Source organism: Rathayibacter sp. AC451 (assembly GCF_979253095.1).
The window spans coordinates 1,010,605-1,024,559 of record NZ_CEEDBD010000001.1; the positions used below are offsets into that span (position 1 = coordinate 1,010,605).

The following is a 13,955-nucleotide window of genomic DNA, read 5'->3' on the forward strand; positions in this document are numbered from 1 at the left end:
CCGCCCACCCTAGACGTTGCGGCTCGGAGGGGCCTGCGGCCCGGGCGGCACCAGAGGCGCCTCGGCCGAGAGCTCGAGCAGGCGCTGGAAGAGGAGGTGGTCCTGCCACTCCCCCGCGATGCGCAGGTACCGCCGGGCGACACCGATGCGCTCGAAGCCGTTGCGCTCGAGCACGGTCTGCGAGGCGACGTTGTGAAGCAACGTCCCCGCCTGCACCCGGTGCAGATTCAACTCGTCGCGGGCGAGACGGACCGCCTCGCCGACGGCGCGGGTCATCAGCCCGCGTCCCTGCAGATCGGCGTCGAGCCAGTAGCCCATCTCGGCGCTCTCGAAGGCGCCCCGGAGGATGTTCGACAGCGTGATCCTGCCGACGATCGCGTCGCCCTGCGCGAGGACGAGAGGGAGCACGCTGCCGGAGCGGTGCGCGAAGAGGGAGTCGGCGATCGCGTCGGTCTGGCCACCCGACTCGAAGAACCGGGACGACCGCAGCGGCTCCCAGGGCGCGAGATGCCGGCGATTGCGGCGGTACGCGGCCGACAGCGCGGGGCCGTCCTCGCGGGCGACGAGACGGAGGATCGTGCTCTCGTCGAGACGGATCGCAGCAGGCACGTCCCCGAGGGTAGCCCGGGTGCCGGGTGCGCAGAACCTCGTCGAACGAGTCCCGCCGAGCAGTGGCGCTCCTCCGGTGTCGAGTACCGAGTTAACGACGGAACCCCGGCCAAGGGCCGGGGTTCCAGGTGGTGGGCGATACTGGGATCGAACCAGTGACCTCTTCCGTGTCAGGGAAGCGCGCTACCGCTGCGCCAATCGCCCGTTGCTCCGCGAGGAGCGCCTCGTTCGTCGGAACGATCGAGGTGGATACGGGATTCGAACCCGTGTATACGGCTTTGCAGGCCGCTGCCTCGCCTCTCGGCCAATCCACCGTGTATTGGGTTCGGTGTCGGCGACCCGCGAGGCGAGCCGACCGGGGTGGAGAGAGCCCGGAGGCCCTCTCAGAAACATCGGCCCGGAGGCCGATATTCGAGCGGATGACGAGATTCGAACTCGCGACCCTCACCTTGGCAAGGTGATGCGCTACCGCTGCGCCACATCCGCATGTAGGTCGTATTCAGTTGTTCTGCCGTGCTGTTCCTTGCTGCCTTGCCGGTCGCACACCTTGCCTGATGTGTCCCCGTCTTCGCCTCCCCGGCGCTTTCGCTGCCCGGCTCGACCTAGAAGACTTTATAGGACGGCTGCTCGAGAAACCAAATCGAGCGGACGCGAATCCGGAGCGGATCGGCCGCTCGCCCGTCTTTCCGCCGGAAACCGGCCCGTCACATCCCGTTCACCCGGGCGTGGCGCGACGTGCGCGTGCGTCGGACGCCCGAGGATCCGCTAACATCGTCTCTCGGGTCGTCCACGCGACGTCCCTCTGGGCGATTGGCGCAGTTGGTAGCGCGCTTCCTTCACACGGAAGAGGTCATCGGTTCGAGTCCGGTATCGCCCACCCTCACCCCCGGCCCGTGCAGCAGCGCGGCACCGGGGGTTTTCTCGTGCACCGCCGTGCACCCGATCCGCTGACGAGGTGCCTCCCGCCGTGATGGGCCGTTCCCACGCCGTCTCCGGCGCACTCGCCTGGTCGGTCGCGACGAGCGTCCCGGCCCTCGCGGGGCCGCTCGGAGTCTCGGACCTGCCGCTCGACATCCGCCTCGTGGGTCTCGGCGTCACCGCGGGCTGGGCGCTCGCGCCCGACGCCGACCACGCTCGGGCGACCATCTCCCGCTCGGCTCCGGGCGCCTCCCTCCTCACCGCGACCGCCGGCCGCATCAGCGGCGGCCACCGCCACGGCATGCACTCCCTCCTGGCGATCGCGGTCGTCTGGTACCTCGTCCCGGTGCTCACCGCGATCCGCTTCCCGCTGCCGCCGCTGGGCACGGTCTCCCTCGCCGCGGTGCTGACGCTCCCCGCCCTCGCCTTCGCGGCGAAGGCGACCGCGACCGCCCGCTCCTGGCCGCTCGCGTGGGCGGTGGCCGCGGTGGTCACCGGGCTGCTCGTCGGTCTCGCCGACGGCAGCTGGGCGTGGCTGCGGGTCGCGGCGACCCTCGGCTACCTGGTGCACATCGCGGGCGACGCCCTCACCACCGGGGGCATCAACTGGCTCTGGCCGCTGCGGATCCGCGCGCCCCGCCTCGTCCGCCGCACCCCGGTGATCCGCCGGCTCTGGACCTCCGGCGGGTACGCGGCCCTGCCGGTCCTCGGCTCGGCCGGCTCGTGGCGCGAGACGATCCTCTACTGGCTGATGTCGACCGCGACCCTCGTCCTCACGGCCGCACTCCTGGTGGGCGGGCTGCTGCCCGCCTGACGTCTCAGAAGACCTTGCCGGGGTTCATGATCCCGAGCGGATCGAAGACCGCCTTGATGCCCCGCTGGAGGGCGGTGGAGTCCTCGCCCAGCTCCTCCTCGAGCCAGCGCCGCTTGAGCAGTCCGACGCCGTGCTCCCCCGTGAGGGTCCCGCCGAGCGCCACCGCCGTGCGGAAGAGCTCGGCGGCCGCCGCCCAGACCTCCTCGCCGACGACCTGGGACCCGCGCGGCAGGACGAAGTTCGGATGCAGGTTGCCGTCGCCCGCGTGCGCGACCGTCGGGATCCGCAGACCGGTCCGCTCCTCGATGCACCGGATCGCGGCGAACATCGCCGGCAGCGCCGAGCGCGGGACGCAGACGTCCTCGATCAGCACCTCCCCCTCGGCCTCGAGCGCCGGGTGGAAGGCGCGCCGCACCGCGAGCAGCGCCTCGCCCGCGACCGGGTCCTCGGTGGACTCGGCGTCTCCTCCGGCTCCCGCGATGATCGCGAGGACGCGCTCCGCCTCGTCCCGCGCTCCCCCGCCGTCGGTCTGCACGAGCAGGTACGCGGCGCCCCGGTCCATCGGCACGCCCGTGTACCGGCCGATGGCGGCGAGCGCCGCCTCGTCCATCAGCTCCATCACGGCCGGCCGGAGCCGCGCGGCGGTCACGGCGGCGGAGGCGGCGGCCGCGGCCACCACGCTGGGGAAGTAGGCGCCGACGGTGACGACCGGCCCCTGCGGGATCGGCCGCAGCCGCACGGTGGCCTCGACGATCACGCCGAGCGTGCCCTCCGACCCCGTGAGCAGCGCGGTCAGGTCGTAGCCGGTGACGCCCTTGACGCTGCGCCGACCGGTCCGGACGAGGCGGCCGTCGGGGAGCACCACCGCGAGACCGAGCACGGCCTCCCGCGTCACCCCATACTTCGCGCAGAGCAGGCCGCCGGCGTTCGTGGCGATGTTGCCGCCGATGCTCGAGATCGCCTTGCTGGCCGGATCGGGCGAGAAGATCAGCCCGTCCGCAGCGACGGCGTCCGAGAGCGCCTGGTTGATCACGCCGGGCTCGACCACCGCGAGCTCGTCCTCGAGCGAGATCTCGAGGATCCGGTCCATCCGGGCGGTCGAGAGGACGATCGCTCCGGCACTCGCGACCGCTCCGGCGGCGAGACCCGTCCCCGCACCACGGGGGACGACCGGCACGCGGTGCTCGGTGGCGATCCGCAGCACGGCCTGGACCTCGGCGATCGAGCGCGCCTGCACCAGGGCGAGCGCCCGCTCCCCCGTCACGAAGCCCGACTTGTCGGTGTGCACGGCCTCGAACTCCGGGCCGGAGACGACGAGCGCCTCGGGGACGGCCTCGCCCAGTGCCCGCAGGACGGCGGTGCTGCTCATGGTCCACTCCGTGCGCTCGTGGTCGGTCCCTCGATCCTTCCACGCGGGCACGGCAGGATGGAGGGATGGACCGGAGCCCGCGATGACCGCCCCGACGAGCGCGGGCCTCCTGCTGCACCGCGGCACTGCGGACGGCCTCGAGGTGTTCCTCGGGCGCATGGGCGGACCGTTCTGGAGGCGGCGGCCCCGCGCCTGGTCGATCCCCAAGGGGCAGCACACCGTCGAGGAGGCGCCGCTGGACGCCGCCAAGCGCGAGTTCGAGGAGGAGATCGGGGCGCCCCCGCCCGACGCCGAGTACCGGCTCCTCGGGTCGTACCGGCAGGGCTCCGGCAAGATCGTCACGGTCTTCGACGCTCCTGGCGACGACTCCGTGCGCTTCGTGGCGAGCAACACGTTCGCGCTCGAGTGGCCGCGAGGGTCCGGCCGGATGCGCGAGTACCCCGAGATCGAGACCGCGCGCTGGATGCCGATCCACCAGGCCCGCTCCGAGCTCGTCGCCGGGCAGGTGCCGGCGCTCGACGCGCTCGAGGCGGCGATCGCCGGCGGATCGGCCTCCGGCTCCTAGAAGAGCTCGCCGTCGGCCGTCACGAGCGGCACCGAGACGTCGTCGTCGGAGTAGACCGGCGACGGCCCCTGGAGGTGCCCGGCCCGGCCGCGGAGGTCGGACACGAGAGCGTCGTCGACGATCTCGTCCGCCCGCGTGTCCTCCTCGGTCACGAGCATCTGGCTGGCCGGTCCGAGCAGCAGGCGCACGGGCCGCACGGAGTCGTGGTGCAGGGTCGGCAGTTCGACGGTGTCGGCGGTGGAGGTGACCGCGAGCATGCGCGCGTACTCGAGGACGGCGTCGGCGATCTCGTCCCCCGTGACGATGCTGTCCTCCGCGTAGTGGATGCGTCTCACGGGTGTCTCCCTCTGCGGCGGGGAACCGTGTCCCTGCCCGCTCTTCCAGGGTCGCACGCGCTCCGGCGGGCGCCGCCTGCACGGCGGATGTCCGGAGGGGGCTTCCCACGGGGCGGTACGACGTGCAGGCGCGGGAGTCAGGTGTAGAGCGACAGGGGCTGCACCTCGCCCGTGAGGAACGCCGCTCCGACCTCGAGCTTCTTGTAGTCCACCGGATCGTGCAGCGAGTGGGTGCGGACGTTGCGCCAGTACAGGTCCAGGCCCACGGAGCTCTTGGCCGAGCTCGAGCCTGTCGCCTCGTAGACGCGGGAGGCGGCGTCCAGGGCGAGGTCGTTCGTCACGACCTTCACCTTGGCGATCTCGATCGCGAGGGCCGCGCGGGAGGCGGCGGTCACTCCGTCGCCCTTCGCGATCTCGGCGTCGTGCAGCACGGCGACCCGGTCGGCGAGCGCCTCGGCGGCCGCGGTGTGCGCGACCAGCTCGCCGTAGAGGCGTCGCACGAAGGGGTCCTCGGAGTAGCGGTCGACCCCGCTGAGGAACCAGGCGTTCGGTCGGGCGACCGTGATCTCGCGGGCGCGGGCGAGCACCCCCTCGGCGATGCCGAGGTAGAGGTTCCCGAAGCCGAGCTGGATGCTCGGGGTGATCAGCGTCGCGAAGGGCTCGTCCGTGAGCGGCCCGAGCAGGTCCTCCGGCTCGACCCGCACCGAGGTGAAGCGGACGGACCCCGACGCGCTCTGCCGCTGACCGAGGTAGTCCCAGTCGCCGAGGGGCTCCACCCCGTCGCGGTCCCGCTCGATCACGAAGGCCACGGCGGTGCCCGCGTCGGGCCCCTCCGCGATCACCGCGTTCACGAGGGCGACGTCCCCCGCCGACACACCGGTCGAGAAGCGCTTCAGCCCGTCGAGCCGGTAGCCGTCGCCCTCCGGGGTCAGCCGCAGGTCGGGGTCGACGGGATTCACGGAGTCGCCCCACAGGTGCCGGCCCTCGATCGTCGCGCGGTAGAAGCGCTCGCGCTCCTCCGCCCGCGCGGTGAAGGCGATGTTCGCCGAGTTGACGAAGTGGTAGAGCAGCAGCTGCGCGAGTGACGCGTCGGCGCGGGCGAGGATCCGCACGACGCGGAACGCCGTGCTCCAGTGGGCACCGCCTCCCCCGAGCTCCGAGGGGTCGAGCAGGTTCACGAGGCCCGAGTCCCGCAGCGGCGCGAGCTCGACGGTCGGGTCCTGCCCTGCGCGGTCGCGCTCGAGCACGTCGGCGGCGAGCACGCGCCCCACCTCCTCGGCGACCGCGGTCCAGTGCGCCGTCTCTCGGGCGGAGGCGGTGCCGACCCAGTGCGTGCGCGGGCGGGCGAGGGTGCTGTCGAGCGTCATCGTGCGGACTCCTGATCGGGGATGGGGGTGGCGGCGGGCTCCGGCGGCAGGACCGCCAGGACCTCGGGAGGCAGGCCGTCGGCGGCGGACGGGCCCCCGGCGTAGGCGCCGCGGTAGGCCGCGGCGGGGTGGCTGTCGGCGACGCGCGCGTTCCCGGATCCCTGGAGGTACTCGCGGAGGGTCGAGCCCTCGTACTCGTCCCAGACGCGGCCGCGGCGGCGCAGCTCGGGGACCGCCAGGTCGACGAAGTCCTCGAAGGTGCCGGGGGTGATGACGTAGGCGAGGTTGAAGCCGTCGATGCCGCCGACGTCGACCCAGCGCTCGAGCTCGTCCGCGACGGTGCTCGGACTGCCGACGATCACAGGGCCGATGCCTCCGATCGCGAGGAAGTCCGCCACGTCGTCCGGTGTCCACTCGCGGGTGGGATCCGCCTTCGTGAAGATCGAGAGCGCGCTGCGGACCGCCTCGGTGTCGACGTAGCGCAGCGCCTCCTCCGGGTCGTAGAGCGAGAGGTCCAGGCCCGACCAGCCGCCGTAGAAGGTCAGCGCGCCCTCGCGGCTGGCGTAGCCGAGGTACTCCTGGTGCTTGGCGCGGGCGGCCTCGTCGGTCTCGGCCACGATGACGGTGGCGAGCACGAGGATCTTGATCGCGTCGCGGTCGCGGCCGGCCGCCTCGGTGCGGTCGCGGATGTCGTCCGTCGTCCGCCTCGTCAGCTCGGGGGTGACCCCGTTGATGAAGACGGCCTCGCCGTGGCGCGCGGCGAAGTCGCGGCCGCGGGGCGATGCTCCGGCCTGGAACACGACCGGGGTGCGCTGGGGCGAGGGCTCGGCCAGGTGGATGCCGGGGACGCGGTAGAAGCGGCCGTCGTGCGCCACCGGGTGCACCTTGCGCGGATCCGTGAAGACTCCGCGCTCGCGGTCGCGCAGCACCGCGCCCTCCTCCCACGAGCCCTCCCAGAGCTTGTACGAGACGTCGAGGAACTCCTCCGCCAGCTCGTAGCGGTCGTCGTGCGGCATCTGCGTCTCGAGGCCGAGGTTCTTCGCGGCGCTCTCGAGGTAGGAGGTGACGACGTTCCAGCCGATCCGCCCCTTCGTCAGGTGGTCCAGGCTCGAGAGCCGGCGGGCGAGCGCGTAGGGCTGCTCGTAGGTGGGGGCGATGGTCACCCCGAAACCGAGGTGCTCGGTGACCGCCGCCATCGCCGGGATCTGCAGGATCGGGTCGCCGACGGGGATCTGCGCCGAGTCGATCAGCGCGGGTCCGGCGGAGTCGCGGTACACGTCGTAGACGCCCAGCACGTCGGCGAGGAACAGGGCGTCAAAGGTGCCGCGCTCGAGCGTCCGGGCGAGGGTCGTCCAGTACTCGAGGTCGGTGTACCGGTGGGCCTGGCTGTCGGGGTGGCGCCAGAGCCCCGGCGCCTGGTGCCCGACGCACGTCATGTCGAAGGCGTTGAGCACGATGCGACGCGGGCGTCCGCTCGACGGCTCCTGCTCGAGCGGTGCGTCGTCGCGCGGTGTGTCCTGGGGCAGCGGGACGTCCTGGGGCATGGGGGGATCCTCTTCGTCGCGGGCGGCGCGGCAGCGCCTCGGCGGGCTCGACGGTAGCCCCGACCGGCGACGCGCTCCGCCGCGCGGCGCAACCTTTCGTCACACGAGGCCTGTGTGACGAACCGTGAAGCGGCGGGGCGACGCGGGACGTCCGCGTCCACCACGATCGGTGCCGACTCCCCACGACGACCCGGCCCCGGCCCGACGATCAGGACAGACCATGCGATCCACCCGCACCCTCACCGCCTCCGTGGCGCTCCTCGGAGCCGCCGCGCTCGTGCTCTCCGGCTGCAGCCTCAAGACCGGGGCCGCCGACGACGACTCGGCCGCCGACGCCGCTCCGGCCGCGGCGAGCGCCGCCGTCGACGTGCCGAGCCTCGAGGGGAAGACGATCGGCGTCGCGGCGAAGGACATCGTCCACGACTTCAGCCGCATCGTGTACGAGAGCGTCCAGGACCGGATCGAGGCCCTCGGCGGCGAGGTCGTCGCCACGCAGGCCGAGGCCAAGGACGACAAGCACGTCAGCGACATCGAGAACCTCGTCGCGCAGAAGCCCGACGCCATCATCGTGATCCTCGGGGACGCGACCACCCTCGCCCCGGCGCTGCAGGAGGTCGACGACGCGGGCATCCCGCTGTTCACGATCGACAACGTGTCGCCGCTGTCGATCAACAACGCGACGAGCGACAACTGGCAGATCGGATCGACGCTCGCCCGCACCATCGCCGAGGACATCGGCGGCCAGGGGCAGATCCTCGTCTTCAACGGCTTCCCCGGAGTGGCGCCCTGCCGCATCCGCTACAACGAGCTGGCTCTCGTACTCGAGGACTACCCCGGCATCACGCTGATCCAGCCCGAGCTGCAGGACAAGTACGAGGGCACCATCGAGGACGCGAAGCAGCAGATCACGGATGCCCTCTCCCGCTACCCCGAGGGCGAGATCTCGGCGATCTGGTCGTGCTGGGACACCCCGCAGATCGGCGCCGCCCAGGCCGTGGACGCCGCGGGCCGCGACGAGATCAAGATCTACGGGGTGGACGCCGACCAGGGCGCGCTGGACCTGATCCTGGACCCCGCCTCCTCCTACACCGCCACCGTCGCCCAGCAGACCGAGGCTATCGGCAGCGGCTCGGCCGAGAACGTCGCACGGTTCCTCGGCGGCGAGGAGGACAGCGTCCCCACGACCAGCTACTTCGCCCCCGTCCTGATCACGAAGGAGAACGCGGCGGCCACGATCCAGGAGCTCGGTCTCGGTGGCTGAGCCGCTCCCGTCCGCGCCCGCCCTGTCGATGCGCGGCATCGGCAAGGCGTTCGCGGGAGTGCCGGTCCTGCGCGACGTCGGGCTGGAGCTGGTGGCGGGAGAGATCGTGGCGCTCGTCGGCGAGAACGGCGCGGGCAAGAGCACCCTGATCAAGATCCTGACGGGCCTCTACTCCTCGGACGCGGGATCCGTCGCGATCGACGGCGAGCCCGTCGCGATCGCGAGCCCGCGCGACGCCGAGCGGGCCGGCGTGCAGGTGGTGCACCAGGACCGCCACGTCGCAGGCCGGCTGACCGTCGCCGAGCAGCTCTTCCTCGGCCGGTCGGAGGGGCGCCGAGGCCTCGTCTCGCCGCGCGCCCTGCGTCTGCGGGCCGAGCGCGAGCTGCTCGAGCGCGTCGGACTCGCCCTCCGCGGCGACACCCTCGTCGACGACCTCACCGTGGCCGAGCAGCAGCTCGTGCAGGTGGCGCGGGCCCTCTCCAGCGACCCGCGGGTGCTGGTCCTCGACGAGCCGACCGCTCCGCTGGCCTCGGAGGAGGTCGAGATGCTCTTCTCGGCGCTGCGCCGTCTGGCCGCCCGCGGCACGGCGGTCGTCTACATCTCGCACTACCTGCAGGAGGTGCGCCGCATCGCGTCCCGGGTCGTGGTCCTCCGCAACGGCGCCAACGCCGGCGAGGTCCTCCTGCACGGAGCACCCGGCGAGCTGGACGACGTCGTGCGGCTCATGATCGGCCGCGACGTCGAGGAGTTCGCCGAGGGACCCGGGCGCGTCGTCGATCAGGACGCCGTCGCCCTGCTCGAGCTCGAGGGGCTCTCGGCGCCCGGACTCGACCCGCTCTCGCTCGCCGTCCGCCCCGGCGAGGTGGTCGGAGTGACGGGACTCGTCGGCTCCGGCGTCGAGATCCTCGCCGACGCGGTCGCCGCAGTCGTGCCGCACGGGGGCCGCGTGCGGGTCGCGGGACGCCGCGTCTCCTCCGCCCGCGCCTTCGTGGCGGCCGGCGGCGCGTACGTGCCGAGCGACCGCCGCCGCGACGGGGTGCTCGTCCGGCACACGGTGGCCGAGAACCTCTCCCTCGCGGCGCTGGGCGCCGTCTCGCGCCTGGGCTTCGTGTCCGACCGCCGGCGGGAGCGGGCGCTCGCCGCGCAGTGGATCCGGACCCTCGACATCCGCCCCGCCGATCCGGACGCCGTCGTCGGCACCCTGTCGGGCGGCAACCAGCAGAGGATCGCATTTGGCAAGTGGCTCGCCGCGAGCTCCCGCGTCTTCGTGCTCGACTCCCCCACCGCCGGCGTCGACATCGGCGCGCGCACCGCCCTCTACCGGCGGATCGAGGCGCTGGTCGACTCCGGCGCCGCCGTCCTGCTGGTCAGCCTCGACCTCGAGGAGCTCGTGGGGCTCTCGGACCGCGTCGTGGTGCTGCACCGCGGGGCCGTCCGCGCCGAGCTCCCGCGCCGGGACGCGACCGGCGACCGCATCCTCGCCCTCGCCTCCGGCGCCGACGCGCCCGTCCCCCAGGAGTCACGATGACCGCCCTCGCCCCGTCCCGCGTTCCCGTGGGCGCCGCGCCCCGTCGGCGCGGCCTCGGCGCTCTCGCCGTGATCGGCTACCTCGTCGTCGCCGCCGAGATCCTCCTCTTCTCCCTCGCGTCGCCGTCCTTCGCGACACCCGGGAACGCCGCGACGATCCTCCTGCAGGCGGCCGTGCCCGCCATCGCGGGCTTCGGTCTCGCGATCGTCGTCATCACCGGCGGCGACGATGTCGTCACCGGCGGCATCGACCTCTCCTCGGGCCCCGTGGTCGGGCTCTCCGGAGTCGTCGCCGCCGTCGCGCTGCAGTCCGGCTGGACGGCGCCGGCGGCGATCGGGCTGGCGCTCCTCGTCAGCACCGGCTTCGGCGCCGTCAACGGCACGGCCGTGGTGCTCGGCCTCCGCCCCCTGCTCGCCACGCTCGCGACCTCCGGGATCGTCACGAGCACGGTCTTCCTCGCCACCGACAACGTCAAGGTGCCGCTCGAGGATCCGCTCTTCGTGTGGCTGCGCTCCGGATCGGTCCTCGGAGTGCCCGCTCCGGTGTTGGTGCTCGGCGTCACGGCGCTGCTCACCGGCTTCCTGGTCGGACGCACGCCTTGGGGGATCCGCAGCTACGCCGTCGGGCAGAACCGCACGGCGGCGAGCGTCGCGGGCGTCCCTGTGTGGCGGTACGTCGGCGGCAGCTACGTGATCGCCGGCCTCCTGGCGGGGGTCGCCGGCGTCCTGCTCGCCGCGCGCCTCGCCGCGGCGGTGCCCGGCATCGGCGCGCAGATCCTGCTCGACATCATCCTCACCGCGTTCCTCTCCGTCGTCTTCTCCCGTCGGCTCGTCGTGACGATCGGAGGCACGCTGCTCGCGGCGGTCTTCGTCGCCGCGCTGGGCAACGGCTTCACCCTCCTCGGGGTCGGCAGCCAGTGGGTCGGCGCCATCAAGGGGATCCTGATCCTGCTGGTCCTCGGCCTCGCGGCCGTCCGAGAGCGAGGCACCCGCCGATGAGCACGATCACCGAGACCCTGCGGTCGCACCCGCGGACATCGCTCCGGCGGTCCGGTCCGAGCGGCGGCGCGCCCTCGCGGTGCGCCTGCTCGCCCCCGGGACGGTCGCCCTGATCCTGCTGGTGTTCGGCACGCTCGCCCCCGGGTACTTCGCGGCGGGCAACCTGCTGAGCGTCCTCAGCGCCGGCGCGATCCTCCTGATCGCCGCCACGGCCATGACCGTCGTCGTCCGCACGGGCGGCATCGACCTCTCGATCGGAGTGGCGATCGACCTCGCCGCGCTCGGCGCCGCCGGACTCATCGCCGACGGCTACGTGGGCTGGTTCGCCGTCTCGATCGGCCTGGCCTTCGGCGCGCTCGCCGGACTCGTCAACGCGGTCCTGATCGTCGTGCTGCGCATCCGCGCCTTCCTCGCGACCCTCAGCGTCTGGTTCATCGGCACGAGCGTCGAGCAGCTTCTGACGGGCGGCGGCGCCCCGGTCTACCTCCGGCGGACGGGGACGCCCGACGACTTCGCGGCGATCGGCAACGCGACACTCGCCGGAGTGCCGGTGCCCGTCATCACTGCCGCTCTGCTGGGAGTCGTGGTCTGGCTGCTGCTGGACCGCACCCGCTGGGGCCGCGTCCTGACCGCGACCGGCGAGCAGCCCACGGCGGCGCGCATCGCCGGCCGCCGCACCTCGCTGGTGCTCGCCTCGGCGTACGTCGTGGCGGCCCTCATCGCCGCGGTCGGCGGGATCGTCCTCGCCTCGCGCAGCTACGGCTTCTCGCCCGCGGGCGGGCAGCCCTACGTGCTCGACGCCATCGGAGCCGTCTTCATCGGCGCCACGCTCAGCCGGCTCGGCCGCCCCACGGTCCTCGGCACCGCGGTGGGAGTGCTGATCTTCGGCCTGCTCAACAACGGCATGGTGCTGATCGGGTTGTCCTTCTACTGGCAGGGCCTCCTGCGCGGCGTCGTGCTGCTCGCGCTGCTGCTGGCCACGGCGGCCCTGCGGCGCGAGAGCATCGCTCCGGCGCTGCGCTCGCTCACCGGCGGCGGTCCGCTCCGTCGGAGGCGGTCGCGTCAGTCCGCGGTGGAGTAGACCCGCAGCGCGAGGCGCACGATCCGCACCGACGCCTCCTCGTAGCCGTCGCGCCTCCCGTCGAAGACCTCGGTCTCGCCGTCGTGGGCCCAGCCAGGGTCCTCCCCGGCGTCCCGGCGCACCGAGATGGTCAGGGCGTCGGTCGAGTACGACTCCACGACCGGCGCGCGCCAGCCGGGGATCCGCCCGACGATCGGAGTCGCCGTGCGGCCCAGCACGAGCGAGACCGCCCCGCGGGTGCGCGGGCGGCGTCCCGCGTGCAGGATGCGCACGTCCAGCTTCCCGTCGTCGAGCCGGCGGCGCGCGAGCGGCGCGGCCGTGCGGGGGTGCTCCTGATTGACGCCCACGAAGTACGACCAGACGAGCTCGCTCCGCCCGTCGCGCCGCAGCTCGAACGGATCCGTGCTGCGCACGACCCGCAGGGCCGCGAGCACGGCGGACACGGGCTTGCCGAGCACCTTCTCGTGCTTCTCCCGCGCGGCCACGAATTCGGGGTAGACGCCGACCGACACCGTGTTGAGCACCGTGATCGGATCGGAGTCGCCCGCCACGACCTCCGCCACGTCGACGTCGCGGCGCTGGCCGTGGGCGGCGGCGTCGAGGGCGTCCTCGATCGTGAGCAGCCCCAGCGCCTTCGCGAAGTGGTTCATCGTGCCGCCGGGCAGCACGAGCAGGGTCATGCCCTCCGCGCGGGTGAGCGCCGCGCCGACCGACATCGTGCCGTCGCCGCCGTAGACGCCGAGCACCTCCGGAGGCGTCCCGCCCGATCGGGCCTCGCGCACGACGTCCGCGAGCTCCTCCCCGTCCGCGAGGCGGTGCACGCGGGCCCGCGGGAAGCGGTCGAGGATCATCGGCTCGGGATCGGGGCGGTGCGAGTCGCGGCCCGCCCCCGGGTTCAGCACCACGAGCAGCGACGCCCCGTCGCCCAGCGGCCGCGTGTCGACCGGGGGCAGCAGCGCGCGCTCCGAGACGGGCACGTGCCGGGGGTCGCCGGCACCAGCACGCGCCCCAGCGTCGCGACGGCCGCGCCGAGCGCCGCACCGCCGAGCACGTCCGACAGCCAGTGGACCCCGACGTGCAGACGCGAGAACGCCACCGCCGCGGCCAGCGGCACGACGGCGGCGCCCACCTTCGGATTCTCCAGGGCGGCGCCGACGGCGAAGGCGGCGGCGCTCGCCGCGTGACCGGAGGGGAACGAGGGCGACGCGGGCACGCGGGCGAGCCTGCGCCCCACGGGCACGTCGACGATCAGCGGCCGCGCGCCGCCGAAGACGCGCTTGCCGATCAGGTTGGCCGCCGCGCTCGCGACGCTCAGCGACAGCACGCCGCGCACGGCCTCCCGGGGACGGCCCGCCGCCAGCAGCACCGCTCCGAGCGCGAACCAGAGCACCCCGTGATCCGCCGCCCGCGACGCGGCGACGAGGGCGCCGTCCACGACGGCCGGAGAGCGTCTCGCATTCAGGCGCCGCGCCGCACGGGCGTCCGCGCGACGCACCGCCCGCGGCACGCCCGTCAGACGCCGGAGCAGGACGAGTGGGGGTCGTGTTCCGCGCAGGGCCATGGCCT

The 13,955-nt window shown here is 73.4% G+C and carries 13 protein-coding genes and 4 tRNA genes; 7 read left to right on the forward strand and 10 right to left on the reverse strand.

Translation table 11 applies throughout. The features are described 5' to 3' along the window. Positions 1 to 9 precede the first annotated feature (9 nt). The 4 genes from AC0CID_RS04775 to AC0CID_RS04790 form a co-directional block, all read right to left on the reverse strand. Entirely contained in the window at positions 10 to 609 is a 600-nt protein-coding gene (locus tag AC0CID_RS04775; protein ID WP_207404989.1) for a GNAT family N-acetyltransferase, read from the reverse strand. Between the two features lie 129 nt (positions 610 to 738). Further along, positions 739 to 813: transfer RNA gene (locus tag AC0CID_RS04780), tRNA-Val, on the reverse strand. A gap of 39 nt (positions 814 to 852) precedes the next feature. After that, positions 853 to 923 (reverse strand) — tRNA-Cys (locus tag AC0CID_RS04785). Between the two features lie 100 nt (positions 924 to 1,023). Continuing rightward, positions 1,024 to 1,095: transfer RNA gene (locus AC0CID_RS04790), tRNA-Gly, on the reverse strand. A 318-nt stretch (positions 1,096 to 1,413) separates the two neighbouring features. On the opposite strand from AC0CID_RS04790, the gene AC0CID_RS04795 reads away from it, so the two are divergent. Next, positions 1,414 to 1,486 (forward strand) — tRNA-Val (locus tag AC0CID_RS04795). A gap of 78 nt (positions 1,487 to 1,564) precedes the next feature. Then, positions 1,565 to 2,341, forward strand: a complete 777-nt coding sequence (locus tag AC0CID_RS04800) for a metal-dependent hydrolase (RefSeq protein WP_465225941.1) — start codon at positions 1,565 to 1,567, stop codon at positions 2,339 to 2,341. A 4-nt stretch (positions 2,342 to 2,345) separates the two neighbouring features. On the opposite strand, the gene AC0CID_RS04805 is transcribed toward AC0CID_RS04800, so the two are convergent. Continuing rightward, positions 2,346 to 3,710 (reverse strand): FAD-binding oxidoreductase, encoded by a 1,365-nt coding sequence (locus AC0CID_RS04805; protein ID WP_465225942.1) that lies wholly within the window; start codon positions 3,708 to 3,710, stop codon positions 2,346 to 2,348. A gap of 82 nt (positions 3,711 to 3,792) precedes the next feature. Between AC0CID_RS04805 and AC0CID_RS04810 the strand changes: the two genes are divergently transcribed. Further along, on the forward strand, positions 3,793 to 4,275 hold the full coding sequence (locus AC0CID_RS04810; RefSeq protein WP_465225943.1) for an NUDIX hydrolase: 483 nt from the start codon (positions 3,793 to 3,795) through the stop codon (positions 4,273 to 4,275). Here the strand turns inward: AC0CID_RS04810 and AC0CID_RS04815 are convergent. The 3 genes from AC0CID_RS04815 to AC0CID_RS04825 form a co-directional block, all read right to left on the reverse strand. Next, a complete protein-coding gene (locus AC0CID_RS04815; protein ID WP_465225944.1) occupies positions 4,272 to 4,610 on the reverse strand; it encodes a hypothetical protein in 339 nt (112 codons plus the stop codon). The two genes, AC0CID_RS04810 and AC0CID_RS04815, sit on opposite strands and share 4 nt — an antisense overlap. A 137-nt stretch (positions 4,611 to 4,747) precedes the next feature. After that, complete coding sequence (locus tag AC0CID_RS04820; protein ID WP_465225945.1) at positions 4,748 to 5,977, reverse strand: acyl-CoA dehydrogenase family protein; 1,230 nt, start codon at positions 5,975 to 5,977, stop codon at positions 4,748 to 4,750. Beyond that, on the reverse strand, positions 5,974 to 7,521 hold the full coding sequence (locus AC0CID_RS04825; RefSeq protein ID WP_465225946.1) for an LLM class flavin-dependent oxidoreductase: 1,548 nt from the start codon (positions 7,519 to 7,521) through the stop codon (positions 5,974 to 5,976). The genes AC0CID_RS04820 and AC0CID_RS04825 overlap by 4 nt, the downstream gene beginning before the upstream one ends. Positions 7,522 to 7,741: 220 nt before the next feature. On the opposite strand from AC0CID_RS04825, the gene AC0CID_RS04830 reads away from it, so the two are divergent. The 4 genes from AC0CID_RS04830 to AC0CID_RS04845 all read left to right on the forward strand — a co-directional run bounded on the left by AC0CID_RS04830 (position 7,742) and on the right by AC0CID_RS04845 (position 12,389). Further along, entirely contained in the window at positions 7,742 to 8,782 is a 1,041-nt protein-coding gene (locus AC0CID_RS04830; RefSeq protein WP_465225947.1) for a sugar ABC transporter substrate-binding protein, read from the forward strand. After that, positions 8,775 to 10,310, forward strand: coding sequence for a sugar ABC transporter ATP-binding protein (locus AC0CID_RS04835; protein WP_465225948.1), 1,536 nt, complete (start codon positions 8,775 to 8,777; stop codon positions 10,308 to 10,310). The genes AC0CID_RS04830 and AC0CID_RS04835 overlap by 8 nt, the downstream gene beginning before the upstream one ends. Further along, positions 10,307 to 11,308, forward strand: a complete 1,002-nt coding sequence (locus AC0CID_RS04840; protein ID WP_465225949.1) for an ABC transporter permease — start codon at positions 10,307 to 10,309, stop codon at positions 11,306 to 11,308. The genes AC0CID_RS04835 and AC0CID_RS04840 overlap by 4 nt, the downstream gene beginning before the upstream one ends. A gap of 79 nt (positions 11,309 to 11,387) precedes the next feature. Next, entirely contained in the window at positions 11,388 to 12,389 is a 1,002-nt protein-coding gene (locus AC0CID_RS04845) for an ABC transporter permease (RefSeq protein WP_465225950.1), read from the forward strand. Here the strand turns inward: AC0CID_RS04845 and AC0CID_RS04850 are convergent. Both AC0CID_RS04850 and AC0CID_RS04855 read right to left on the reverse strand, forming a co-directional pair. Then, a complete protein-coding gene (locus tag AC0CID_RS04850) occupies positions 12,371 to 13,366 on the reverse strand; it encodes a diacylglycerol/lipid kinase family protein (protein ID WP_465225951.1) in 996 nt (331 codons plus the stop codon). The genes AC0CID_RS04845 and AC0CID_RS04850 overlap by 19 nt on opposite strands. Beyond that, positions 13,285 to 13,950, reverse strand: a complete 666-nt coding sequence (locus AC0CID_RS04855; protein WP_465225952.1) for a phosphatase PAP2 family protein — start codon at positions 13,948 to 13,950, stop codon at positions 13,285 to 13,287. The genes AC0CID_RS04850 and AC0CID_RS04855 overlap by 82 nt, the downstream gene beginning before the upstream one ends. Positions 13,951 to 13,955: the final 5 nt, after the last annotated feature.